15 protein-coding genes and 2 pseudogenes are annotated in these 23,430 nt (G+C 72.4%); 15 read left to right on the top strand and 2 right to left on the bottom strand.

The window, feature by feature from the left end; all coding sequences use genetic code 11:
- Positions 1-110: 110 nt before the first annotated feature.
- On the top strand, positions 111-1,001 hold the full coding sequence (locus ACWCP6_RS17900; RefSeq protein ID WP_450933401.1) for a hypothetical protein: 891 nt from the start codon (positions 111-113) through the stop codon (positions 999-1,001).
- On the opposite strand, the gene ACWCP6_RS17895 is transcribed toward ACWCP6_RS17900, so the two are convergent.
- Positions 998-2,506 (bottom strand): recombinase family protein, encoded by a 1,509-nt coding sequence (locus ACWCP6_RS17895; RefSeq protein WP_450933400.1) that lies wholly within the window; start codon positions 2,504-2,506, stop codon positions 998-1,000. The genes ACWCP6_RS17900 and ACWCP6_RS17895 overlap by 4 nt on opposite strands.
- Before the next feature lie 42 nt (positions 2,507-2,548).
- Here ACWCP6_RS17895 and ACWCP6_RS17890 point away from each other — a divergent pair.
- From ACWCP6_RS17890 to ACWCP6_RS17865, 6 genes and pseudogenes are all read left to right on the top strand, one after another.
- A pseudogene (locus tag ACWCP6_RS17890) lies at positions 2,549-3,124 on the top strand (ATPase, T2SS/T4P/T4SS family); the annotation flags it as partial.
- A gap of 92 nt (positions 3,125-3,216) precedes the next feature.
- A complete protein-coding gene (locus ACWCP6_RS17885; protein ID WP_450933505.1) occupies positions 3,217-4,122 on the top strand; it encodes a type II secretion system F family protein in 906 nt (301 codons plus the stop codon).
- 498 nt (positions 4,123-4,620) lie between these two features.
- On the top strand, positions 4,621-5,232 hold the full coding sequence (locus ACWCP6_RS17880; RefSeq protein WP_450933399.1) for a type II secretion system F family protein: 612 nt from the start codon (positions 4,621-4,623) through the stop codon (positions 5,230-5,232).
- A gap of 233 nt (positions 5,233-5,465) precedes the next feature.
- Positions 5,466-5,603 carry a DUF4244 domain-containing protein gene (locus tag ACWCP6_RS17875; protein WP_450933398.1) on the top strand — a complete coding sequence of 46 codons (138 nt, stop codon included), beginning with the start codon at positions 5,466-5,468 and terminating at the stop codon, positions 5,601-5,603.
- Positions 5,590-5,985, top strand: a complete 396-nt coding sequence (locus tag ACWCP6_RS17870; RefSeq protein ID WP_450933397.1) for a TadE family type IV pilus minor pilin — start codon at positions 5,590-5,592, stop codon at positions 5,983-5,985. Before ACWCP6_RS17875 ends, ACWCP6_RS17870 begins: the two co-directional genes overlap by 14 nt.
- Positions 5,982-6,500 (top strand): annotated as a pseudogene (locus tag ACWCP6_RS17865) (Rv3654c family TadE-like protein); the annotation flags it as partial. The gene ACWCP6_RS17870 and the pseudogene ACWCP6_RS17865, both read left to right, overlap by 4 nt.
- Positions 6,501-6,791: 291 nt before the next feature.
- On the opposite strand, the gene ACWCP6_RS17860 reads toward ACWCP6_RS17865, so the two are convergent.
- Positions 6,792-9,245 (bottom strand): DEAD/DEAH box helicase, encoded by a 2,454-nt coding sequence (locus ACWCP6_RS17860; protein ID WP_450933396.1) that lies wholly within the window; start codon positions 9,243-9,245, stop codon positions 6,792-6,794.
- A gap of 81 nt (positions 9,246-9,326) precedes the next feature.
- On the opposite strand from ACWCP6_RS17860, the gene bldG reads away from it, so the two are divergent.
- The 8 genes from bldG (at position 9,327) to tmk (ending at position 23,331) form a co-directional block, all read left to right on the top strand.
- A complete protein-coding gene (gene bldG, locus ACWCP6_RS17855) occupies positions 9,327-9,668 on the top strand; it encodes an anti-sigma factor antagonist BldG (protein WP_010986038.1) in 342 nt (113 codons plus the stop codon).
- A gap of 98 nt (positions 9,669-9,766) precedes the next feature.
- Positions 9,767-10,189: an ATP-binding protein gene (locus tag ACWCP6_RS17850; RefSeq protein WP_450933395.1), complete on the top strand. Its 423-nt coding sequence runs from the start codon at positions 9,767-9,769 to the stop codon at positions 10,187-10,189.
- Positions 10,190-11,261: 1,072 nt separating this feature from the next.
- Entirely contained in the window at positions 11,262-13,667 is a 2,406-nt protein-coding gene (locus ACWCP6_RS17845; RefSeq protein WP_450933394.1) for a sodium-translocating pyrophosphatase, read from the top strand.
- A 227-nt stretch (positions 13,668-13,894) separates the two neighbouring features.
- Entirely contained in the window at positions 13,895-14,482 is a 588-nt protein-coding gene (locus tag ACWCP6_RS17840) for a small secreted protein (protein WP_450933393.1), read from the top strand.
- A gap of 259 nt (positions 14,483-14,741) precedes the next feature.
- Positions 14,742-16,277, top strand: a complete 1,536-nt coding sequence (locus ACWCP6_RS17835) for a DUF7059 domain-containing protein (RefSeq protein WP_450933392.1) — start codon at positions 14,742-14,744, stop codon at positions 16,275-16,277.
- Positions 16,278-16,521: 244 nt separating this feature from the next.
- Entirely contained in the window at positions 16,522-16,719 is a 198-nt protein-coding gene (locus ACWCP6_RS17830; RefSeq protein WP_450933391.1) for a hypothetical protein, read from the top strand.
- 319 nt (positions 16,720-17,038) lie between these two features.
- Positions 17,039-19,885 (top strand): type I DNA topoisomerase, encoded by a 2,847-nt coding sequence (topA, locus tag ACWCP6_RS17825; RefSeq protein WP_450933390.1) that lies wholly within the window; start codon positions 17,039-17,041, stop codon positions 19,883-19,885.
- Between the two features lie 104 nt (positions 19,886-19,989).
- Positions 19,990-23,331: a dTMP kinase gene (gene tmk / locus ACWCP6_RS17820; protein WP_450933389.1), complete on the top strand. Its 3,342-nt coding sequence runs from the start codon at positions 19,990-19,992 to the stop codon at positions 23,329-23,331.
- The last annotated feature ends 99 nt before the right edge of the window (positions 23,332-23,430 follow it).

Genomic DNA, 23,430 nt, shown 5'->3' with positions numbered 1-23,430 from the left:
ACACCCTAGCCATTGCTTTGCCATTCACGCAATGAGTGGGTTGCCTGTGACTATGCCAGTCACTGTCCGTACTCTTGCCGTAACATTGCCGATGTGGGCAGGATGGGGGCATGGATGAGTCCCTTAAGCCACCCCCCGGCTGGAGGTTTGCTGCCTTCCCGTGGTTCGCCATGGATGAGCCGACCGAACTGCCACGCCTCCTTCGCGTGGGATCGGTCTTGCTGCCCGAGTTCTTTCACCTGGTCATCGCGCCAGAGTCCGCTTGGCGGACTCTGCAGGATGGCTCGGAAGCGCCGGATAGGGACTGGGATGCTCCGGTCTTGTTCCTGAACTTTCAGGTCTACGAGGGCGAGCTTGAGATGACCGAGGCTCGGTCGGCCTGGCAAGACATCGGTACTGTCATGGAGAAGGTTCGCCGGGTGGCTAAGCCTGAGAAGTGGAAGCTTTTGGGTGTCCACTACATGACCCAGTACCTGGTTCAGTTCATGGACGAAGGTGGCCGGCCCGAGGCCGATCACATGCGAAACGCCCCCGACTGGCCCGCAGGCGGGGATAAGGATCCATACGGCAACCGGCCGAAGGCGGCCATCGAGTGGCTAGACCAGTTGCAGTCACATGCAGCGGAGGCCTACGCGTCAGCCCGTGGGACGCCCAATCCACGACGGAAACGAGTGCGAATCACTGACGAGTTTCTGCAGAAGGTTGCCCGGGTCTACTCGGTCGCGGAGCGGGCTGGCTTGCCACCCACGCGTGAAGTGGCAAGCCAGTTCAAGGCGCCTCACTCAACTGCTGCAAGGTGGGTTGGTTCCGCACGCCGTAAGAAGTTCTTGCCGCCAGCCGGTACGCCTGTGTATGGGGGCTACGACCCCACCATTGAGCGACGGCTGGAGATCGAGTGGGAGCTGCACGACAGCGGGGAGGGCTTTTCTCCGAAGCAGCGCCGCGAGCTCGAGATAGAGCTGGAGAGCCTCGGCGGTCCGGTACCCGGCAGAGAAGGCTAGCGACGCCCGCGCTTCCACTCGAACTCGATCGCGTCGTAGTCGAAGTACCCGCCGTCAGGCATGCGCCCAGGCCGTGGCGTCTTGAGCGTGACGTCGACGAGCGCGCGCAGCGCTGCCCGCTTCTGCTCCAGGTCCAGCGCGAACCACGCCTTCCGCACGTCCGGCGCGCCGACCAGACCAACGAGCGGATCCCGGGTCGCGGCGCGTGCCAGCTGCCTCGTCACGCTCTCCAACTGGGCGCGGGCCGTGTCGGTGCCCTCGGTGAACTGGCTCATGGAGATCTGTCCCGCGCCGAATAGGCTGGCCAGGTCAGTCATGCGACGTCTGATCTGCTCGCTCTCCAGCTGCAGCGCGGAGACGTCGATGTCCTCCGGGCCCGGCAGCAAGAGGTCGGAGGCGTCCGGTCTCGAGAGCCGCTCGATGACGACGTCCTGGACGTACTCGTCGACCTTCTCGGCTCGCCTGCCGCCGCCGTGCGCGGTCTGGCACCGGTAGCTCGGGTACTGCCGGCCACCGGACTGGGTGACGTACACGGTCGACGTGCAGTCCTCGCGGCCGCACCGGTACAGCAGCGACCCCAGCCACTTTGGCTGTGAGCCTGCCTGTGTTCGACGCGACGGGTCCGTCAGGATCGCCACAACGGCGCGGAATCGCGGCACGTCGATGATGGGCTCCCACTGCCCGGTGCCGATTTCCTCGCCCTTGTAGACGGCGATCCCGGCGTTCCTCGGCCGCAGCAGCATGTCGCGTGCCTCGACGTGCCCGACCGGATTCCCGCGGGTCGTGGTGTACCCCTTGTCTGCCAGCCACTTCACCCAGCTGCGGAGCGAGGAGCCCGACAGGATCATGTCGACGCCGGTCTCGATGGCCGCCGCCTCCTCGGGCACCAGCTTGTTCATGTCGAGGACCGACTCTTCTGTCTCCTGGCCGGTCTTCTTGTCGACGGCGGTCCGCGTCTGGCCAGTGGGCAGGCCCCAGCCGAACGGGCGGATGCCGCCGCCCCATTCGCCATTCATGGCCTTCTGCTGGCGGGCGCGGGCGACGCGCTCACCCTTGTGCTCCGACTCGTGGCGGGCGACGGCGCCGAGGATGCGAGCGGTCATGCGCCCGGACGGGGTGGACAGGTCGATCGGGCCGGCCTGGCAGGTGTGGGTGTTCACACCGCGGCGCTCGGACAGGTCGATGTACTCCTCCAGCTCGGTGGGGGAGCGGTGCAATCGGTCGGTGTGCCAGGCGATGACGACCGTGGCCGTGCCTTGCTCAAGGTCCGTGAGCATCTGCCGGTAACCCGGCCGGGGCTTACCGCTGTAGGCGGACAAGTCGTTGTCGATGTAGGTCTCGACGATCTGCCAGCCGTTACGTTCCGCGAGGGCCTCGCAGTCCTCACGCTGCCGGTCGACGCCGAGATGCGCGCCGCTGCGGTCCTGGCTGATGCGCACGTAGACAACTGCGCGGGAGCGGCTGCCTGCGGCAACGTCGATGGCGGCGCGGAGAGTTGGACTCATGCCCTGAGTGTGCACCCGTAGTGGTGTCTCTGTCCCATGTTCGGGAAGACGACTCTGCTCAGCGCGCTGCTCGGCCAGGTCGGCCACGACGAACGGATCGTGCTCGCCGAGGACTCGGCGGAGCTGCGCCCGGACCATCCGCACGTGGTCCGGCTGGAGACCCGGCCGGCCAACCAGGAGGGCGCCGGGCTCGTCACCCTCCAGGACCTGGTGCGCCAGGCCCTGCGGATGCGCCCCGACAGGCTGGTTGTCGGCGAGGTCCGCGGCCCCGAGGTCGTCCACCTCCTGGCCGCCCTCAACACCGGCCACGAAGGCGGCTGCGGCACCGTCCACGCCAACGCCGCCGCGGACGTACCGGCCCGGCTGGAGGCCCTCGGAACGGCCGCGGGGCTCGACCGGGCAGCCCTGCACAGCCAGTTGGCGGCCGCGCTCTCGGTGGTGCTCCATCTCGTACGGGACCGCGCTGGACGGCGCCGGATCGCGGAGGTGCACGTCCTGGAGCGCGATGCGTCGGGACTGGTGGTGACGGTGCCGGCGCTGCGGTGGGCGCCGGAGTCCTTCGGTTACGAGCGGGGCTGGGAGCGACTGGCCGGACTGCTCGGAGGCGGGGCGTCGTGACGGGCACACCGACGGACGGGATCGGCACGGCCCTCGTGACGACGAGCGGGACGGCGACGCAGGCGGCAGGGCAGGGCGAGGCCGACGGGACCATGGCGCTGGGTGCGGCACCCCTCTGCGCGGCGCTGGTGTGCGCGGGTGCCGCGGCATGGCTCATGGGCGGCGGCGACCACGGGGCGCGACGGGCACGGCTGCTGCTCGCCGGGACGAGTGCCTCGGCGGCACCGTCCGCCGAGGCCGCGGGCGGCGCCGCGGCGAAACGGCGAGGGCACCCGTGGCGGTCGGCGCTCGCCCGGATACGGGCCAGGATGCGGCCCGAGTGGTGGTGCGTCGTGGCCGGAGCGGCCGTCGCCCTGCTGGGGCAGTCACTGGTGCCGTTGGCGCTGGGGGCCGTGGGGGTCCCTCTCGCGCGGCGCGCTCTGCGGGCCGGGGCCGCGCGGCGGGCGCGCGGGCGACGGGCCGACGCCGTGATCGCGCTGTGTGCGGCGCTCGCCGGTGAGGTGCGGGCGGGACGCCAGCCGGGGCAGGCCCTGCTGGTCGCGGCTCGTGACTCGGGCGGACTCGGCGGGGCGCAGCCCGCGGTCCTGGCGGCCGCCCGGTTCGGCGGGGACGTCCCGGGCTCCCTGGCGCAGGCGGCGCGGGAGCCGGGTGCGGAAGGGCTCCTGGGGCTCGCGGCCTGCTGGCGGGTCGCCGTGGACCGTGGCGCCGGGCTCGCCGACGGCCTGGACCGCCTGGAGGGTGCCCTGCGCGCCGAGCGGGACCAACGCGCCGATCTGCGCGCCCAGTTGTCCGGCGCACGCTCCACGGCGGTCCTGCTCGCCGGGCTCCCGGCTCTGGGGCTTCTCCTGGGCACCGCCCTCGGCGCCGCCCCGCTCCGGGTCCTCCTGCACACGGCACCCGGCCTGGTCTGTCTGCTGACGGGCGGCCTGCTGGAGGGCGCGGGCCTGTGGTGGGCGCTGCGGATCGTGCGGGGAGGGGAGGGCGAGGGCGGTGGGTGAGGACCGGCCGGAGGAGGCGCCGGGAATGCCGCTGAGCGGGGCGGTGTGGGGGTGTGGGGAGCCCGGGAGTCCCGGGGTGCCCTCGGGTGCCCGGGAGCGCTGGAGCGGGCCGAGAAGGGCCGGGGGGCTCGTGCGGGCGGTGGAGCGGGCTGAAAGGGAGCCGGGGACGCCGGTGGGCGACGGAGCGGGCCGGGAAGGCGCCCGGGACGCCCCTACGGGGCGCCGGAGCGGGTCGAGAGTGCACAACGGAGAGCCGGAGGGCGGAGACGGATGAGCGGGGATGTCGTCCACAGGCTGGGGGCGGCCGTGTGGAGCCTGCCGGCGCTGCTGTGGCTGGTGTGCACGGCATACGCGGTGCGGGCCGAGCGACGGATACGGCGGCGTACGCATGCGGTGCTGGGCGGGTCCGTCCGACCTGTCCGAGCCGAGCGGATCAAGGGGCGGCGACCAGCGGCTCGGCGGACAAGAGAGCCGGGCGGTCCGAGCCGAGGGAACGCGATGGCAGGGGCGGTTCGGCGGTGGCTGCCGGTGGTGGGTGTGGCCGTCGCCGGATACGTCCTGGTGGGCGGGGCCGCCGGATGCCTCGTGGGGCTGGCCGCAGGGTACGGCGCCTGGCGCCGGCAGCACCGGCCCGTACCCGTCGAGGAGTTCGACGCGGCGCGTGCGGCACGCGAACTTCCGCTGGCCGCCGATCTTCTGGCCGCATGCATTGCGGCCGGAGCCGACCCGGTGACGGCCGCACGTGCGGTCGGCGACTCACTGGACGGGCCCGTGGGCGCCCGGCTCGCCCAGGGCGCCGCCGAGGTCCGGCTCGGGGCCGAACCGGCGGAGGCGTGGCGCAGGCTGGCCTCCCTGCCGGGCGCGGGAGGCCTGGCGAGGCTGTTGGAGCGGGCCGGTGACTCCGGCGCCCCTGCCGCGGCCGCCGTCGCGCGGCTGGCCGCGGAGGCGCGCTCCGCATGGGGGCGCGAGGCGACGGCGAGAGCGCGCCGGGCGGGCGTGCTGATCACGGCTCCGGTGGGGCTGTGCTTCCTGCCCGCGTTTCTGACGGTCGGTGTGGTCCCGGTGCTGATCGGGCTGGCGGGCGGGCTCCTGAACGGGGGTGGTGGGTGACGAGGACGCGCCCGGCCACGGGTCCGGCGCGCAGAAAACCGGAATGCCGAACACGCGACACCGAACACGGAACACGGAACACGGAACACGGAACACGGAACACGAGAAGCGGATACGACGGCCGTAGGGCCGGAAAGGTCACGGGGGTTGAGATGAACGCAGGGGTGTGGAGGGCATGGGCACGGGTGTGCGCCCTGGTCGGTAAGGCGCGTACGCGGGGGAGGGACGCCGGGATGGTGACCTCCGAGTACGCCATGGGACTGATCGCGGCGGTCGGCTTCGCCGGGCTGCTCTACAAGGTGCTGACGAGCGCGCAGGTCAGGGCGGCGCTCCAGGGCATCGTCGAGAAGGCGCTCGATGTCCGATTCTGAACCCATCGCCCGGGGCGTGCGGGGCGCGCGGCGCAGCCGGGACCGTGGCTTCGCGACGGCCGAGACGGCGGTGGTGCTGCCGGTGCTGGTGGTGTTCGCGATGGGTCTGGTCTGGGCGCTGCTCGCGGCGGCCGGGCAGATCCAGTGCGTGGACGCCGCCAGGGCCGGGGCACGCGCCGCGGCCCGGCAGGACCCGGAGTCCGCCGTCGTCGCGGCGGCGCGGCAGGCGGCTCCGCGCGGCGCCGAGGTTGCGGTGCGACGTGAGGGGGACCTGGTCCGGGTCACGGTGCGGGCGGAGGCCCCGGGGCCGGGGCCTCTGTCGCTGAGGCTTGGGCACGAAGCGGTGGCACTGGCGGAGGAGACCGTGGGGGAGGCGATGTGACGGCCACCGACCGCAAGTGCCGCTCGGGCCGGGCGGTCCCGACGTCCCGGCGGGGGTTGCGCGCCCGCGGAGCCTCCCTTGGTGGAACGCCGACCGTCTCCGATGCGCGGCCCGTCTGCCGGGTACGCGTCTCCGGGGCACCACGCGTCTCCGGGGTGCCGCGCGTCAGCGGAGCACCCGCCCGCGGCATACCCGTACGCGGAGCCCCCGTACACGGAGTCCCCGTACGCGGAGCCCCCGGGCCGGGAGCGCTCGGCGGGGCCGACCGGGGATCGGCCACCGTGTGGGTGGTCGTGGTGTTGGCCGCGCTCTGTCTGGTTTTCGGGGCGGTGCTCACGATGGCTCAGGCCGTCGTGGCCCGGCACCGGGCGGGCGGAGCGGCGGACCTCGCGGCGCTGGCGGCGGCGGACCACTGGACGGAGGGGAGCGAGCAGGCATGCGCCCGGGCCGCCCGGGTGGCCCGCGCACAGGGCGCCAGGCTCGTGCGGTGCGCGGTCGAGGGCGAGATCTCCGACGTCACGGCATCGGCGGGTGTCGGTCTCCTGACTGCCGAGGTCCGGTCCCGCGCCGGTCCCGCCGGTCCCGCTGGTTCTGCCGGTCCTGTCGGTCCCGCGGGTTCCTCCAGCTTCGTCGGATCCGCCGGTTCCATCGGTCCCGCGGGACTGGAGTCCGACGGGTCTCCGGGGCCTCCGCTCCGGACGGGTCCGCGTCGGCCGACGTTCGCAACGGCCGGGGTGGATGGCTGCGCCGGCCGGGGGCACGTAGGCCGCCCGGGGCCGCGCACGCCGGAGCCACGTGGCCCGGGGTCACTGCGCAGGCGCCCCCCGCAGCAGCACCCCGAGCAGCCGCACCGCCCCCTGCTTGTGCAGCGGATCGTTGCCATTGCCGCACTTGGGCGACTGGATGCAGGAGGGGCAGCCGGCCTCGCACTCGCAGGAGGCGATGGCCTCCCGCGTGGCCGTGAGCCAGGCCCGGGCGGTGTGGAAGGCGCGTTCGGCGAAGCCGGCGCCGCCGGGATGGCCGTCGTAGACGAAGACGGTCGGCAGCAGGGTGTCGGGGTGCAGCGGGACCGACACACCGCCGATGTCCCAGCGGTCGCAGGTGGCGAACAGCGGCAGCATGCCGATGGATGCGTGCTCGGCCGCGTGCAGGGCGCCGCCCAGCTGCTCGGGGCCGACGCGGGCGGCGTCGAGTTGGTCCTCGGTGACCGTCCACCACACGGCACGCGTGCGGAGGGTACGAGGAGGCAGGTCGAGCTTCGTCTCGCCCAGCACCTCGCCCGTGATGAGTTTGCGGCGCAGGAAGGAGACGACCTGGTTGGTGACTTCGACGGAGCCGTAGCAGAGCCGGCCGTCGCCCCAGGGGACTTCCACGTCCGTCTCCAGGACGGAGATGGACGTGGTGTCGCGGGCGACCGTCGAGTACGGCGGGGCGGCCTCCTCGACGAGGGCGACCGAGTCCTCCAGGTCCAGGTGCTTCACCAGGTACGTACGGCCCTGGTGGAGGTGGACCGCTCCGTCGTGGACGGCGGTGTGCGCCGCGGACGCGTCGACGGTGCCGAGCAGCCGCCCGGTCGCCGCCTCGACGATCTGCACCGGTCTGCCGCCCTCGCCGCGGATGTCGGTGAGGTCGGCGGCCCGCTCCCGGCGTGTCCAGTGCCATGCCTTGGTGCGGCGGCGCAGCAGCTTTGCGGCCTCCAGCTGCGGCAGCAGCTCGGCGGCGGCGGGGCCGAAGAGGGGCAGATCCTCGTCCGTGAGGGGCAGCTCGGCGGCGGCGGCGCACAGGTGCGGGGCGAGGACGTACGGGTTGTCGGGGTCGAGGACGGTGGATTCGACCGGTCGGCGGAAGAGCGCGTCCGGGTGGTGGACGAGGTATGTGTCCAGCGGGTCGTCGCGGGCCACCAGCACCGCGAGCGCGCCCTCCCCGGAGCGTCCGGCACGCCCGGCCTGCTGCCACAGCGAGGCCCGGGTGCCCGGGTAGCCGGCGATGACGACGGCGTCCAGGCCGGAGACGTCGACACCGAGCTCCAGGGCGGTGGTGGCGGCGAGACCGAGAAGTTCGCCGGAGTGCAGGGCGCGCTCCAGGGCGCGGCGCTCCTCGGGGAGATAACCGCCGCGGTAGGCGGCGACGCGGCGGGCCAGGGAGCGGTCGACTTCGGCGAGCCGTTCCTGGGCGATCACCGAGATCAGCTCGGAGCCGCGGCGGGAGCGCACGAAGGCGACCGTGCGGACGCCCTGGACGACCAGATCGGTCAGCAGCTCGGCAGTCTCCGCGGTGGCGGTGCGCCGCACCGGGGCGCCCCGTTCGCCGTGCAGCTCGGTCAGGGGCGGTTCCCACAGGGCGAAGACGAGTTCGCCGCGGGGCGAGGCGTCGTCGGCGACCTCGACCACCGGCAGTCCGGTCAGCCGGCCGGCGGCCAGCGAGGGTTCGGCGGCGGTCGCGGAGGCGAGCAGGAAGACGGGCGAGGAGCCGTAGCGGGCGCAGAGGCGGCGCAGACGGCGCAGTACCTGGGCGACGTGGGAGCCGAAGACACCCCGGTAGGTGTGGCACTCGTCGATGACGACATAGCGCAGGGAGCGCAGGAAGGAGGACCAGCGGGGGTGGGAGGGAAGTATCCCGCGGTGGAGCATGTCGGGGTTGGTGAGGACGTACGTGGCGTACTGGCGGACCCACTCGCGCTCCTCGACGGGGGTGTCACCGTCGTACACGGCCGGTCGCACGGCGTTGCCCAGGGGCCGGGCCAGGTCCTTCACCGCACGGCACTGGTCGGCGGCGAGGGCCTTGGTCGGTGCGAGGTACAGGGCGGTCGCGCCGCGGCCGTTCGGGGCCTCGGCGCCGTCGAGCAGTGTGCTGAGCACCGGGACGAGATAGGCGAGCGACTTGCCCGAGGCGGTGCCCGTCGCGACGACGACCGAATCGCCGTCGAGCGCATGTTCGGCAGCGAGAGCCTGATGGGCCCAGGGGTGTTGGATCCCCGCCTGTTGGACGGCCGCGATCACTTCCGGGCGGATGCGATCCGGCCAGACGGCATGGCGGCCCGGTCGCGGGGGCAAGTGCTCCGTATGAGTGATGCGCGAAGCCCGGCTCGGACCCGGGGCGAGCCGGTCCAGGACCGTCTGTGGGGACACGCGCGCAGCGGTGTCCGCCGGGGGTCGATCGGATCGGTGATTCTTGGCCATCGGCACCGAGTGTGTCACCGGCGTGACGGACAATGGGCTCAAGGCGTCGTGCACGCCTGCCGGTAAGTGATTGAATGCCATCGCGGCTGGCGATCCATCCCGGGGGCTAAAGCCGAGGTGTCCCATGGGGCGACCGCTCGATAGCAAGGTGCTGGAGGATCCGTGGACCTGTCCCTGTCGACCCGTACCGTCGGCGATCGTACGGTCGTCGAGGTCGGTGGCGAAATCGATGTTTACACCGCGCCCAAGCTGCGCGAGCAGCTGGTCGAGCTGGTGAACGACGGCAATTTCCATCTTGTCGTCGACATGGAGGGCGTCGACTTCCTCGACTCCACCGGGCTCGGCGTGCTTGTCGGCGGCCTGAAGCGGGTGCGTGCCCACGAGGGCTCGCTGCGCCTGGTCTGCAACCAGGAGCGCATTCTCAAGATCTTCCGTATCACCGGCCTGACCAAGGTGTTCCCCATCCACACCTCGGTCGAGGAAGCCGTCGCGGCCACCGACTGAGTGCCGGTTCCCCGGGGCCGGCCCCGGGGTGAGATACGTGGGGGGCCGGGCCTTGGCCCGGCCCCCTGAGAGCACGCCCGTACATCCGAGGGGGATGCATGGCCACCGTTGAGCTCCGCTTCAGCGCGCTGCCCGAGCACGTCCGCACCGCCCGGTTGGTGGCGGCGGCGGTGGCGCGCAGGGCCGGGGTGGACGAGGCCGTCCTGGACGAGGTGCGCCTCGCCGTGGGCGAAGCGTGCACGCGCGCCGTCGGGCTGCATCAGAGCAACGCGATTGCCGCACCCGTCCGGGTGATGCTGATCGAGGAGGAGAAGCAGTTCTCCATCGAGGTCGGCGACGAGGCGCCGCACGCCGTGCCCGCCGGCCGGGGTGCCGAGGGCGATGCGGAGGCCGAGGAAGAGGACGAGATGGGCCTCGCCGTCATCAGTGGTCTCGTCGACGACGTTCAGGTCAGCTCCGACGAGGGCGGCGGCCTGATCCGGATGACCTGGCCGACGGCCCCCGCGACGCTGCTGCCCTGAGCGGGTCGCCTCCGGCCTGGACCGCTGTCCCGGCCGGCGGCCCCGTTCCGCGCAGGCCCGTCCCCGGCGGAACGCTTCACGCCGCTCCCCGGCCGGGCTGCCCTTCCCGTGCTGCCCCTGGCCGCGCCGCTTTCCGCGCCGTTTCCCGGCCGGGCCGTTTCCCGCGCTGCCTTCTCACGCCCCCTTGCCGGCCGGTTCGCTCCACGCTCGCCTCGTGACCGGGCCGCTTCACGCTTGCCTCCGTCACCGGGCCGCCTTCGCTCCGTCGCCGGGCCGCCTCACGCCCGTCCCGCAGTCGGCCCACCGCACGTCCGTCGCCCCGATGGGACCCCTTCCCGCCCCCTGTCCTGCTTCCCGCCCCCTGCCCTGCCGGGCGACAGCACACCCGCGGACCCGGCGGACACGCCGCGCCGACCGTCCGGGTGGCGGCACCCCGCGCCAGCGGCACGCCGCGCCGACCGTCGCGCTCGCCATCACGTCGCGCTCGCCATCACGTCGCGCCCGCCGTCCTCGCGGCACCCACGTCGCGCCGGCCGTCTCGATGGCGTCACGTCTCGCTCCCCGGCAGGTCGCTCCTGCCACGCCGCGCTGACCGCCCCGCCCGAATCACCCGCGCCCGCCGCCCCGCCCGAACCGCGCCGCGCCCGCCGCCCCGCTCGAACCACCCGCGCCCGCCGCCCCCGCGGCACTGTTCCGCCTCGCCCTCCCGGGGCGACCACTTCGCGCCACCGTCCTCAGACGTCGCCTCCGGGCCCGGGCCGTCCTGCCGGGTGACCGGCTCGCGCCAGGGCGCCGGACACTCTCGTCACAAGCGCAACTCAGAGGTCGTGTTCCACGCTGCTGAACAGGAACTCTCTGCTTTTCCGATCATTTCCCCAGATCATTTGTTGATCATTGATCCTGCGTCAATGCTTTTGGGGCATTACCCCTTTCAGGGGCAATCGCAGGGGGGCGATCATTTGCTGATGAGGAAGTGCGGGCCAATTCCGTTTGCGGCACACTGTTTTGATCAGGTTCAGCTCCCTACAATCCGTCCACATCTTGAGCTCAGCCCAAGCGTCAAGGAGGACGAATGGCGGGGCTTTCTACCCCTCATCAGTTTGACCACCCCACAACCTTCGCAGCCGCAGTACTGACGGACCACAACCGTCTGATCGTGATGGTCATCGGCGCTGTCGCCGTGGCAGCCCTGGTCGTCGCGGGGATCCTGGTGCGCCAGGTACTCGCGGCGGGCGAGGGCACCGACAACATGAAGAAGATCGCGGCAGCGGTCCAGGAAGGCGCGAACGCCTATCTGGCCCGGCAGTTGCGCACCCTCGCGGTATTCGCCGTGGTGGTGTTCTTCCTGCTCATGCTGCTGCCCGCCGACGACTGGAACCAGCGCATCGGCCGGTCGGTGTTCTTCCTGATCGGAGCCGCGTTCTCGGCGGCCACCGGCTATGCCGGCATGCACCTCGCCGTACGCAGCAATGTCCGCGTCGCGGCCGCCGCGCGCGAGGCAACTCCGGCGGAAGGTGAGCCGGAAAAGGATCTCACCGCCGTCTCGCACAAAGCCATGAAGATCGCTTTCCGCACGGGCGGCGTCGTCGGCATGTTCACAGTGGGGCTCGGTCTGCTGGGCGCCTCCTGTGTGGTGCTGGTGTACGCGGCCAACGCGCCGAAAGTCCTGGAGGGCTTCGGTCTGGGTGCCGCGCTGATCGCGATGTTCATGCGTGTCGGCGGCGGCATCTTCACCAAGGCCGCCGACGTCGGCGCCGACCTGGTCGGCAAGGTCGAGCAGGGCATTCCGGAGGATGATCCGCGCAATGCCGCGACCATCGCCGACAACGTGGGCGACAACGTCGGCGACTGCGCCGGTATGGCGGCCGACCTCTTCGAGTCGTACGCGGTGACGCTGGTCGCCGCGCTCATCCTCGGCAAGGTGGCGTTCGGTGACTCCGGCCTCGCGTTCCCGCTGATCGTCCCGGCGATCGGCGTGATCACCGCGATGATCGGCATCTTCGCGGTGGCCCCCCGCCGCACCGACCGCAGCGGCATGTCCGCGATCAACCGAGGCTTCTTCATCTCGGCGTTCATCTCGCTCGCGCTGGTGGCCGTCGCGGTCTTCATGTACCTGCCGTCCACGTACGCCGGCCTGGCGGGCGTGTCGGACGCGGCGATCCGGACGAAGGGCGGGGACCCGCGGGTGCTCGCCCTCGTCGCCGTCGCCATCGGCATCGTGCTCGCCGCGCTGATCCAGCAGCTCACCGGCTACTTCACCGAGACCACCCGACGCCCGGTCCGCGACATCGGCAGGACCTCGCTCACCGGTCCCGCGACCGTCGTGCTCGCCGGTATCTCCGTCGGTCTGGAATCGGCGGTGTACACCGCGCTGTTGATCGGCCTCGGCGTGTACGGGGCGTTCCTGCTCGGCGGTACGTCGATCATGCTCGCGCTGTTCGCGGTGGCGCTGGCCGGTACCGGTCTGCTCACCACGGTCGGCGTGATCGTCGCCATGGACACGTTCGGTCCGGTCTCGGACAACGCGCAGGGCATCGCCGAGATGTCCGGCGACGTCCAGGGGGCGGGCGCCCAGGTGCTCACCGACCTGGACGCGGTCGGCAACACCACCAAGGCGATCACCAAGGGCATCGCGATCGCGACGGCCGTGCTCGCGGCGTCGGCGCTGTTCGGGTCGTACCGCGACGCGATCGTGTCGGCCGCGCAGGACGTGGGCGAGAAGGTGGGCGACGGCGGTCCGTTGAGCCTGGTCATGGACATCTCGCAGCCCAACAACCTGGTCGGCATGATCGCCGGTGCGGCGGTCGTGTTCCTCTTCTCCGGGCTCGCGATCAACGCGGTGTCGCGTTCGGCCGGGGCGGTGGTCTACGAGGTCCGGCGGCAGTTCCGCGAGAAGCCCGGGATCATGGACTACACCGAGAAGCCCGAGTACGGGCGCGTCGTCGACATCTGCACCAAGGACGCGCTGCGCGAGCTCGCCACGCCCGGCCTGCTCGCCGTCCTGGCGCCCATCGCGATCGGGTTCACGCTCGGGGTCGGGGCGCTCGGCTCCTACCTCGCGGGTGCGATCGCCACCGGAACGCTGATGGCCGTCTTCCTGGCCAACTCCGGTGGTGCGTGGGACAACGCCAAGAAGCTCGTCGAGGACGGCCACCACGGTGGCAAGGGCAGTGAGGCCCACGCCGCGACGGTCATCGGTGACACCGTGGGCGACCCGTTCAAGGACACCGCGGGCCCGGCGATCAACCCGCTGCTGAAGGTGATGAACCTGGTGGCGCTGCTCATCGCGCCCGCTGTCGTCAAGTTCAGCTACGGGCACGACGCCAGCCTTGCGGTGCGGGTGGTGATCGCGCTGCTGGCGCTCGCCGTCATCGTCGGTGCGGTGTACGTATCCAAGCGGCGCGGCATTGCCGTCGGCGACGAGGAGGGTGCGGAGGAACGGGTGGCCAAGTCGGCCGATCCGGCAGTGGTTTCGTAGACCTGACGCCGTGTCCGGACCTCGGTCCGGCGCGGAGTCGGGCCGGTGTGACGGGCGGGCGGCGCTGTGATGCGCCGCCCGCCCGTCGCGTGCCGGTCCGGGGGCGGACCTGTGATGCTCCCGTGAGCCTTCTCTCCCGTGGGTCAAAACATTGCAATAGGGTGCACAAGGGATATTCGGCTTGGGATCGCCGCCCGCTCTGCGTGTATGTTCCGGGGCCGAGAGCCATGGAAGGGACCAAACCGGTGAACAAGAAGCTTGCAGCCGCACTGTCCGGCGGTGCGGTACTGGTACTGGCGTTGTCGGGCTGCAGCGACAACAGCAACGACAAGCTGAACTCCTGGGCCAAGACGGTCTGTGACGCCGTGCAGCCGCAGGCGAAGAAGATCGGGGACGCCAACGCCGCGATCCAGAAGGAGACGTCGGACCAGAGCAAGCCCGCGGACGTCCAGAAGACGGACTCCAAGGCCTTCCAGGACATGTCCGCCGCGTACAAGGCGATCGGCGACGCCGTGAACAAGGCCGGGGCGCCGCCCGTCTCCGACGGCAAGAAGAAGCAGCAGGACGCCGTCAACGAGCTCGACGGCATCTCCAAGAAGTACGCCGCCCTCAAGAAGCAGGTCGACGGACTGGACACCAAGGACCAGGCGAAGTTCGCGGACGGTCTGAAGAGCATCGCCGGTGACCTCGACAAGCTCGGGCAGAGCGGGAACGACGCGCTCAAGAAGCTCGAGGAGGGTGACGTCGGTAAGGCGATGCAGCAGCAGAGCAGCTGCAAGAGCGCGTCCACCTCGTCGGGGGCGGCCAACGGGTGAGCCCGCGCCCGGTGCCGGGGAGCCCGCGGCTTCCCGGCACCGGTGACGGATCCTCCTCCTGACGTCCCCGCCGTCGGCGTCGGGCGGTCGCGCCCTGGTGCCCTGCACCGCCGATCGGCGCATTCGCCGGAGTCCCGCCCCGGCGGTGGAACGGAACGCCGCGCCGGTGGCGCGCGGAGTGTCCGTCTCCGGCCGGGGCGACACGATCGGTGGCGGACCGTGAGGCGTACGCACGGCCGTCTGCGGTGACAATGGGCTCGTGAGTGCTACCAGCCTGTCAAAGCTTCCCTCGTCCGATCGTCCCGATGCCGCCGCGCGGCTGCGGGAGGCCCTGCTGGCCGTCGACTTCACGGCCGACGGGCTGCTGGAGCTGCTGGGTGCTCCGGCGTACGCCGCGCTGGCGCGCAGCGAGACCGTGCCCGCGCTGCGCGCGACCCGCGAGGACGGGCCGCTGGAGACGCTGGTGCGGCTCTTCCTGCTCCAGCAACCCGTGCTCCGCGCGCGGGTGGAGGGCGTTCTGCCCGTCGAGGAGTGCCTGGAGAGCGGCTGGCTGACCCGGGCCGGCGGCGACGAGGTCGCAGCCACCGTGGACGTACGCCCGTATGGCGGACCCGACGGCGAGGACTGGTTCATCGTCTCGGACCTCGGCTGCGCCGTCGGCGGTGCGGGCGGCATCGGCCGACGCGAGGAGGGCGTCGTCCTCGGTGTCGGCGGTGCCTCCACGACGCTCGCGGGCATCACCGTGCGGACCCCGGCCACCTCGGCGCTCGACCTCGGCACCGGATCCGGCATCCAGGCGCTGCACGCCTCGCGGCACGCCACCCGGGTCACCGCGACCGACCTCAACCCCCGTGCGCTGCACGTCACCCGGCTGACGCTCGCCCTGTCCGGTGCCCCCGAGGCCGAGCTGCGCGAGGGCTCGCTCTACGAACCGGTCGGCGACGACACGTACGACCTGATCGTCTCCAATCCGCCCTTCGTGATCTCCCCCGGCGCCCGGCTCACCTACCGGGACGGGGGCATGGGCGGGGACGATCTGTGCCGCTCGCTCGTTCAGCAGGCGGGGGACAGGCTGAACGAAGGGGGGTACGCACACTTCCTCGCCAACTGGCAGCACGTCGAGGGCGAGGACTGGACGGACCGGCTCCGCTCCTGGGTGCCGCGGGGCTGTGACGCGTGGATCGTGCAGCGCGAGGTGCAGGACGTCACGCAGTACGCCGAGCTGTGGCTGCGCGATGCCGGGGACCACCGTACGGATCCGGCCGAATACGCGGCCCGCTACGACGCATGGCTGGACGAGTTCGAGGCCCGCAAGACCAAGGCCGTCGGGTTCGGCTGGATCACCCTCCGCAAGCGCGCCGGGGCCGAGGCGTCGGCGACCCCCGCGTCGATCACCGTCGAGGAGTGGCCGCATCCCGTGGAGCAGCCGCTCGGCGACACCGTGCGCGCACACTTCCGGCGCCAGGACTATCTGCGTGCGCACGACGACGCGGCCCTGCTCGCCGGGCACTTCACGCTCGCCGGCGAGATCGTCCAGGAACAGGTCGGCCTGCCCGGGGCCGAGGACCCCGAGCACGTCGTGCTGCGCCAGCACCGCGGGATGCGGCGCGCGACCAAGGTCGACACCGTGGGCGCAGGGTTCGCCGGCGTGTGCGACGGGTCGCTGAGCGCCGGGCGGATCATCGACGCCATCGCGCAGCTGCTCGGCGAGGACCCCGTGGTGCTGCGGGACAGCACGCCGGCCCAGATCCGGCTCCTGGTCGAGCAGGGCTTCCTGGAGCCGGCCACGCCGTAGGTTCCCGGGCCGAAAGGGGCGCGGCCGTTCATTTCCGTACGAGCGTCCGCGCCCGTTCACCCGGGGTTCGCCCCCCGGCTTCCCCGCCGTGCCAGCCTCGCACTCCGAGGCGCCGGGGCGGCCGGGACGACCGGTACCGCCGGGGCGCCGGGGCGGCCGACGGCACCCGGGGACCCGCTCGGTCCCCGAGGCGCCCGAGGCACCCGAGGCCAACGAGGCACTCGACGGCGCAGAGGGGCGACCGATGGAGAGCGGACCGGCGATCTTCGCTGGCACGGTGTTCGGACTGTTCGGGGCGGGGCTGCTGGCCTGGACCGGAAGCAGGGTGCGGCACGGTGCCCCCGTCGCCCACGGTGTGCACCCGGTCGCGTCGGCGGCGCTGGCGGCCCTGGCCGGATCCGGTGCCCTGTTCCTCGGGGTGTGGTGCTTCACACGGATCTGAGAGAACACGCCGTGCGCCGCTCCCCGCGGAGGGGCCTCGGATCATGAAAGTGCCCAGCCGGGGCGCCGTCTCCCCGTGGATCGTGACGTCTCCTCAGTGAGCGAGGGGTCACCCTCCGCAGGGTGGCCGAAAACGGCAGGTCGTCGCTCCGGGCGGCAAGAACAGCGGTAGTCGGGTTACCGTTCGAGTGGCCGTTGCGGGCTTTCCCCGTTTGACACGGGGGCGGGATGTACCGTCACACTCCGCAGCGTCACCGTACGTATCGCACAGCTGCGTACGGCCCGCACAGCCACAGTGCCGACCGGAGAGAAGAGCGAAGTTGTCCCCGACCAGCGAGACCGCACAGGGCGGCCGCCGACTCGTCATCGTCGAGTCGCCTGCCAAGGCGAAGACGATCAAGGGCTACCTCGGCCCCGGCTACGTCGTCGAAGCGAGCGTCGGGCACATCCGGGACCTTCCGAACGGCGCCGCGGAGGTGCCCGAGAAGTACACCGGCGAGGTACGCCGTCTCGGCGTGGACGTCGAACACGACTTCCAGCCGATCTATGTCGTCAACGCCGACAAGAAGGCCCAGGTCAAGAAGCTCAAGGACCTGCTGCGCGAGTCCGACGAGCTCTACCTCGCCACCGATGAGGACCGGGAGGGCGAGGCGATCGCCTGGCACCTCCAGGAGGTCCTCAAGCCCAAGGTCCCGGTCCGCCGGATGGTCTTCCACGAGATCACCAAGGACGCGATCCGCGAGGCCGTCGCCAACCCGCGCGAGCTGAACAAGAAGCTCGTCGACGCCCAGGAGACCCGCCGCATCCTCGACCGCCTGTACGGCTACGAGGTCTCGCCGGTCCTCTGGAAGAAGGTCATGCCGCGCCTGTCGGCGGGCCGTGTCCAGTCGGTCGCCACGCGCCTGGTCGTGGAGCGCGAGCGGGAGCGTATGGCGTTCCGCTCCGCCGAGTACTGGGACCTGACCGGCACCTTCGCGACCGGCCGCGCCGGTGACCCGTCCGACCCGTCGTCGCTGGTCGCCCGCCTCGCCACGGTGGACGGCAGGCGCGTCGCACAGGGCCGTGACTTCGACTCGCTGGGGCAGCTGAAGACCGCGAACACGCTCCACCTCGACGAGGCGAACGCCCGTGCGCTCGCCGCCGCCCTGGAGAGCACGCAGTTCGCGGTGCGCTCCGTCGAGTCCAAGCCGTACCGCCGCTCGCCGTACGCGCCGTTCCGAACCACGACCCTCCAGCAGGAGGCGAGCCGCAAGCTCGGCTTCGGCGCGAAGGCCACGATGCAGGTCGCGCAGAAGCTGTACGAGAACGGCTTCATCACCTATATGCGTACGGACTCGACCACGCTGAGCGAGACGGCCGTCGCCGCCGCCCGGGCCCAGGTCACCCACCTGTACGGGGCGGACTACCTGCCGGCGCAGCCGCGCACGTACGCCGGGAAGGTCAAGAACGCACAGGAGGCGCACGAGGCGATCCGCCCCTCGGGCGACCGTTTCCGCACGCCCGCCGAGACGGGTCTGACCGGCGACCAGTTCAAGCTCTACGAGCTGATCTGGAAGCGCACCGTCGCCTCCCAGATGAAGGACGCGGTCGGCAACTCCGTCACCGTCAAGATCGGCGGACGGTCCGCGGACGGCCGGGACGTCGAGTTCTCCGCCTCCGGCAAGACGATCACCTTCCACGGCTTCCTGAAGGCGTACGTCGAGGGCGCGGACGACCCGAACGCCGAACTCGACGACCGCGAGCGCCGGCTGCCGCAGGTCTCCCAGGGCGACGCGCTGTCCGCCGAGGAGATCACCGTCGACGGCCACGCCACCAAGCCCCCGGCCCGCTACACCGAGGCCAGCCTGGTCAAGGAGCTCGAGGAGCGCGAGATCGGCCGCCCGTCGACGTACGCGTCGATCATCGGCACGATCCTCGACCGCGGCTACGTCTTCAAGAAGGGCACGGCCCTCGTGCCGTCCTTCCTGTCCTTCGCCGTCGTCAATCTGCTCGAGAAGCACTTCGGGCGGCTCGTCGACTACGACTTCACCGCCAAGATGGAGGACGACCTCGACCGCATCGCGCGTGGCGAGGCGCAGGCGGTGCCGTGGCTGAAGCGTTTCTACTTCGGCGAGGGCGAGGGCCACGGAGGCGCGGCCGAGGCCGGCAACGGCGACGGCGACCACCTCGGCGGCCTCAAGGAACTCGTCACCGACCTGGGTGCGATCGACGCCCGCGAGGTGTCGTCGTTCCCCGTCGGCAACGACATCGTGCTGCGCGTCGGCCGCTACGGCCCGTACGTCGAGCGCGGCGAGAAGGACTCCGAGAACCACCAGCGCGCCGACATCCCCGACGATCTGCCGCCGGACGAGCTCACCATCGAGCTCGCCGAGGAACTGCTGGCCAAGCCCAGCGGGGAGCGGGTGCTCGGCACCGACCCGGAGGCGCCGCACCACCCGATCGTCGCGAAGGACGGCCGCTACGGCCCGTACGTCACCGAGGTGCTGCCCGACGGCACCCCGAAGACGGGCAAGAACGCCGTCAAGCCGCGCACCGCGTCGCTCTTCAAGTCGATGTCGCTCGACACGGTGACCCTCGACGACGCCCTGAAGCTGATGTCCCTGCCGCGCATCGTCGGCAAGGACGCCGAAGGCGTCGAGATCACCGCGCAGAACGGCCGCTACGGCCCGTACCTGAAGAAGGGCACGGACTCGCGCTCCCTGGAGAGCGAGGACCAGATCTTCGGCATCACGCTGGAGGAAGCGCTGGCGATCTACGCGCAGCCCAAGCAGCGTGGCCGCGCGGCCGCCAAGCCGCCGCTGAAGGAGCTGGGTGAGGACCCGGTCAGCGGCAAGCCGGTGGTCGTCAAGGACGGCCGCTTCGGCCCGTACGTCACGGACGGCGAGACCAACGCCACCCTGCGGTCCGCCGACAGCGTCGAGGAGATCACGCCGGAGCGAGGTTTCGAGCTGCTCGCCGAGAAGCGCGCCAAGGGCCCGGCGAAGAAGACCGCCAAGAAGGCGACGGCCAAGAAGACGGCCGCCAAGAAGGCGCCCGCGAAGAAGACCGCCGCGAAGAAGACGGCCGCCAAGAAGACGACCGCCACCAAGACGGCGGCCAAGAAGACCGCCGCCAAGAAGACGGCGGCCGCGAAGGCGACCGCCGCGGAGCCGGCTGCCGACGAGTAGGTCCTCGAAGCACGCACGCCGCCCCGGCACCGTCCCAGGTGCCGGGGCGGCTGTTTGTTCGGCCGGGGCCGTGTGGTGTCGGCGCCTGCGGATAGGCTGTCAGGATGACGCGAGCCGAGCAGCCAACGGCCGGAGTCCCGGCCCCCGACGACGCCCTGGTCGCAGATTCCCGGGAGCGCGCCGTGCGCGCCCTCCTGCGCGTACCCCAGCTGAAGAGGCTGTGGAGCGCCCAGCTCGTCGGCACCACGGGCGACGCACTCGCCCTCCTGGTCCTTGTCGTGCTGGCCCTGCAGGCCGCCGTGTACGAGGGCTCCTTCGGCGGTGGCTACCGGGGCACGGCCCTCGCGGTCGCCGCCGTCTTCGGGGCGCGCATCCTCGCCACCCTGCTCTTCGGCGCCGTCCTGCTCGGCCCGCTGACCGCGCTCACCTCGCCCGACGGCCCGCTGGACCGTCGCTGGACCATGGTCGCCGCGGACGGGCTGCGGGTCGCGGTGCTGATCATCGCGCCGCTGTGGATCGACTGGACGCCCGGCAACGCCCTCGCGGCGGTCCTTGTCACCGCCTTCGTCGTCGGGGTCGCCGAGCGCTTCTGGACGGTGTGCCGCGAGAGCGCGGCCCCGGCGCTGCTGCCGGCCCCGCCGCCGGAGGGCGCCGCGGTCCGCCCGCTGCCCGACCACATGGACGCGCTGCGCCGGCTGTCGCTGCGCACGGGCTTCGTCGCGCTGCCGCTGGCCGCCGCCGTGCTCGTCGTGGTCACACTGGTCAGCAATCTGCTGGGCGCCGGGATCGACTGGTTCGACGCCCACCAGGTGGCCCTCGCGTCCTACGTGGCCGCCGGGCTCTTCGCCGCGTCGCTGTCGGTGGTGTACTTCCTGGAGCTGCCCGACGCCCAGACCCCGCGTCCGCGCTCGCCCCTCGAAGGGCTGCGCCGGCCCAAGTCGGGCACCGGCGTCGACAAGGGCCGCACCGGGGCGATCCCGCTGCTCGTCCTCGCCTGCGCCTCGGTCGCCGCCGCGATCTCGGCCGCGGTCGCCGTCTCCGTGCTGCACGCCGACGACCTCGGCGGCGGACCCGTGACGTACGGCCTGCTGGTGCTCGCGCTGACCGGCGGCACCGTCGTCGGGATCCGCACCGCCCCGTCCTTCCTGCCGTCGCTGTCGCGGCGCAGGCTGCTCGCGCTCGCGATCGCGGTCACCGGCCTCGCGCTGCTCGGCGGGGGCCTGATCCCCGACGTCACGACCGTGCTGCTGGTCATGGCCCTCGCGGGCTTCGCCGCCGGTCTCGCCGCCAACACCGGGCACGCGCTGCTCGACCAGGAGGCCGAGGACTACCGGCAGGCCCGTACGACGGAACACCTGCACGCGGTCGTCCGTGTCTTCGTGGCGCTCGGTGCCGTCGCGGCGCCCCTGCTGGCCGCCGCGATCGGGCCGCACCGCCTGGAGAACGGCAAGTTCGTCTTCGCGCACGGCGGCGCCGCCTTCACGCTGATGCTGGTCGGTGCGCTGCTGCTGCCGGTGGCCGCGATCGTGCTGGCCAAGGCCGACGACCGGTCCGGTGTGCCGCTGCGGCACGATCTGCGCGACGCGCTGCGCGGCGGCGACGACCCCGCGCAGGCTCCCGCGGCGAACGGGTTCTTCATCGCCCTGGAGGGCGGCGACGGCGCGGGCAAGTCCACCCAGGCCGAAGCGCTGGCCGAGTGGATCCGCGGCAAGGGCCACGAGGTCGTCGTCACCCGCGAGCCCGGTGCCACACCGGTCGGCAAGCGTCTGCGCTCGATCCTTCTGGACGTCTCGTCGGCGGGCCTCTCGCACCGCGCGGAGGCCCTGCTGTACGCCGCAGACCGCGCCGAACACGTCGACACGGTGGTCCGTCCCGCGCTGGAGCGGGGCGCCGTGGTCATCTCCGACCGCTACATCGACTCGTCGGTGGCGTACCAGGGGGCGGGCCGCGATCTGTCCCCGACCGAGATCGCCCGTATCAACCGCTGGGCCACCCACGGCCTGGTGCCGCATCTGACCGTGCTGCTCGACGTGGCGCCGGAGACCGCGCGCGAGCGCTTCACCGAGGCGCCGGACCGCCTGGAGTCGGAGCCGGCCGAGTTCCACGCGCGGGTCCGCTCCGGATTCCTCACGCTGGCCGCGGGCGACCCCGGCCGGTATCTGGTCGTCGACGCGGGCCAGGAGCCGGAGGCCGTCACGACCGTCATCCGGCACCGTCTCGACATGCTGCTGCCCCTTTCCGAGGCCGAGATCAAGGCCCAGGAGGAAGCCCGCAGGGCCGCCGAGGAGGAAGCCCGCCGCAAGGCCGAGGAGGAGGCCGCGCGGAAGGCCGAGGAGGAGCGGCTGGAGCGCGAGCGCCAGGAACAGCTGGCCAAGCTGCGCGCCGAGGAGGAGGAGCGCAAGCGGCGCGAGCTGGAAGAGGCCCAGCGCCGCGAGGCGGAGCGCCAGGCAGAGGAGGCCCGCCGGCGCGCCGAGGAGGCGCGGCAGCTCGCCGAGGAGGAGCGCGCCCGCCGGCTCGCCGAGGAGCAGGCCCGCGCGGCGGAGGAGGAGCGGCGCCGCCGCCAGGCCGAGGAGGAGGCGCGGCTGCGCGCCGAGGCCGAGGAACGGCGCCTGGAGCGGCAGCGCAAGGCCGAGGAGGCGCTGCTCCGGGCGGAGCAGGCGCGCAGGGCGGCGGAGGCCGCGGCGGCGGCTTCCACCGGGACGGCGGCTTCCACCGGGACGGCCGCCTCCACCGGGTCGGGGACCGACGGCGAGACGACGGTGCCCACGCCGGTCGTCCAGCCGGAGGACGGGGCGCACGGGTCGCAGTCGACGGGCCACGGCGGTGCGGGCCAGGGCTCGGAGGGCCATCGCTCGGAGGGCTTCCGCTCCGAGGGCCACGACGCCCGGCCGCAGGCTCGGGACGACCGGTCCCAGGGACAGCCGTGGGCCGACGAGACGGCCGTGCTGCCGCCGGTGCGGCCCACCGGGTCCACCGGGCAGTCCGCGATCGACGAGACCACCGTGCTGCCGCCCGTACGGCCGTCCGGATCCGGACGGGGCTCCGGTACCGGCACCGGTCGGGGCTCCGGTACCGGCACGTCCTCCGGCTCCGGCTCGGGCTCCGATGCCGAGGAGACGGCGGTGCTGCCGCAGCCGCCCGCGCCGCCGACGGGTGCCGCGGACGAGACGGCCGTGCTGCCGCCCGTGCGCGACGAGCGCGCCGACGACCGGGTGCCGCCCGGTTACTTCCGGGACGAGCGTCCGGCGGGCTCCGGTCAGGGCGGCGAGGGCGGCGAGGACCGTACCCGCGAGCTGCCGCAGGTCGACGAGCACGGACAGCCGCGTGCTGCCCGGCCCCGCCGGGACTGGGCGGAGGAGACCCCGCTGGACGATCTGCCGACGCTGGCGGACGAGCTGCTCGGCCCGCGGGAGGACGAGGACGAGGGCCGGCGCCGCCGGTACTGAGCGGCGGCGGACGGGCCCGGCGCCGCGGTCGGGCGCCGTCGGGACGACGGGAACGGCGGGTCGCGCCGGCGCCGAGCCGGGCGGCCCGCCGTCGTTGTC

This window comes from Streptomyces sp. NPDC002004 (assembly GCF_053593975.1).
This window is presented reverse-complemented; position numbering and strand designations above follow the sequence as displayed.

Bases quoted from the DNA above. Each gene is read 5' to 3' on its own strand.
- ACWCP6_RS17850 (WP_450933395.1), top strand. From the start codon at position 9,767: ATGGCCACCGTTGAGCTCCGCTTCAGCGCGCTGCCCGAGCACGTCCGC.
- ACWCP6_RS17895 (WP_450933400.1), bottom strand. From the start codon at position 2,506: ATGAGTCCAACTCTCCGCGCCGCCATCGACGTTGCCGCAGGCAGCCGC.
- ACWCP6_RS17880 (WP_450933399.1), top strand. From the start codon at position 4,621: ATGGCAGGGGCGGTTCGGCGGTGGCTGCCGGTGGTGGGTGTGGCCGTC.
- ACWCP6_RS17860 (WP_450933396.1), bottom strand. From the start codon at position 9,245: ATGGCATTCAATCACTTACCGGCAGGCGTGCACGACGCCTTGAGCCCA.
- ACWCP6_RS17870 (WP_450933397.1), top strand. From the start codon at position 5,590: ATGTCCGATTCTGAACCCATCGCCCGGGGCGTGCGGGGCGCGCGGCGC.
- ACWCP6_RS17885 (WP_450933505.1), top strand. From the start codon at position 3,217: ATGGCGCTGGGTGCGGCACCCCTCTGCGCGGCGCTGGTGTGCGCGGGT.
- ACWCP6_RS17875 (WP_450933398.1), top strand. From the start codon at position 5,466: ATGGTGACCTCCGAGTACGCCATGGGACTGATCGCGGCGGTCGGCTTC.
- ACWCP6_RS17845 (WP_450933394.1), top strand. From the start codon at position 11,262: ATGGCGGGGCTTTCTACCCCTCATCAGTTTGACCACCCCACAACCTTC.
- ACWCP6_RS17840 (WP_450933393.1), top strand. From the start codon at position 13,895: ATGGAAGGGACCAAACCGGTGAACAAGAAGCTTGCAGCCGCACTGTCC.
- ACWCP6_RS17900 (WP_450933401.1), top strand. From the start codon at position 111: ATGGATGAGTCCCTTAAGCCACCCCCCGGCTGGAGGTTTGCTGCCTTC.
- ACWCP6_RS17830 (WP_450933391.1), top strand. From the start codon at position 16,522: ATGGAGAGCGGACCGGCGATCTTCGCTGGCACGGTGTTCGGACTGTTC.
- tmk (WP_450933389.1), top strand. From the start codon at position 19,990: ATGACGCGAGCCGAGCAGCCAACGGCCGGAGTCCCGGCCCCCGACGAC.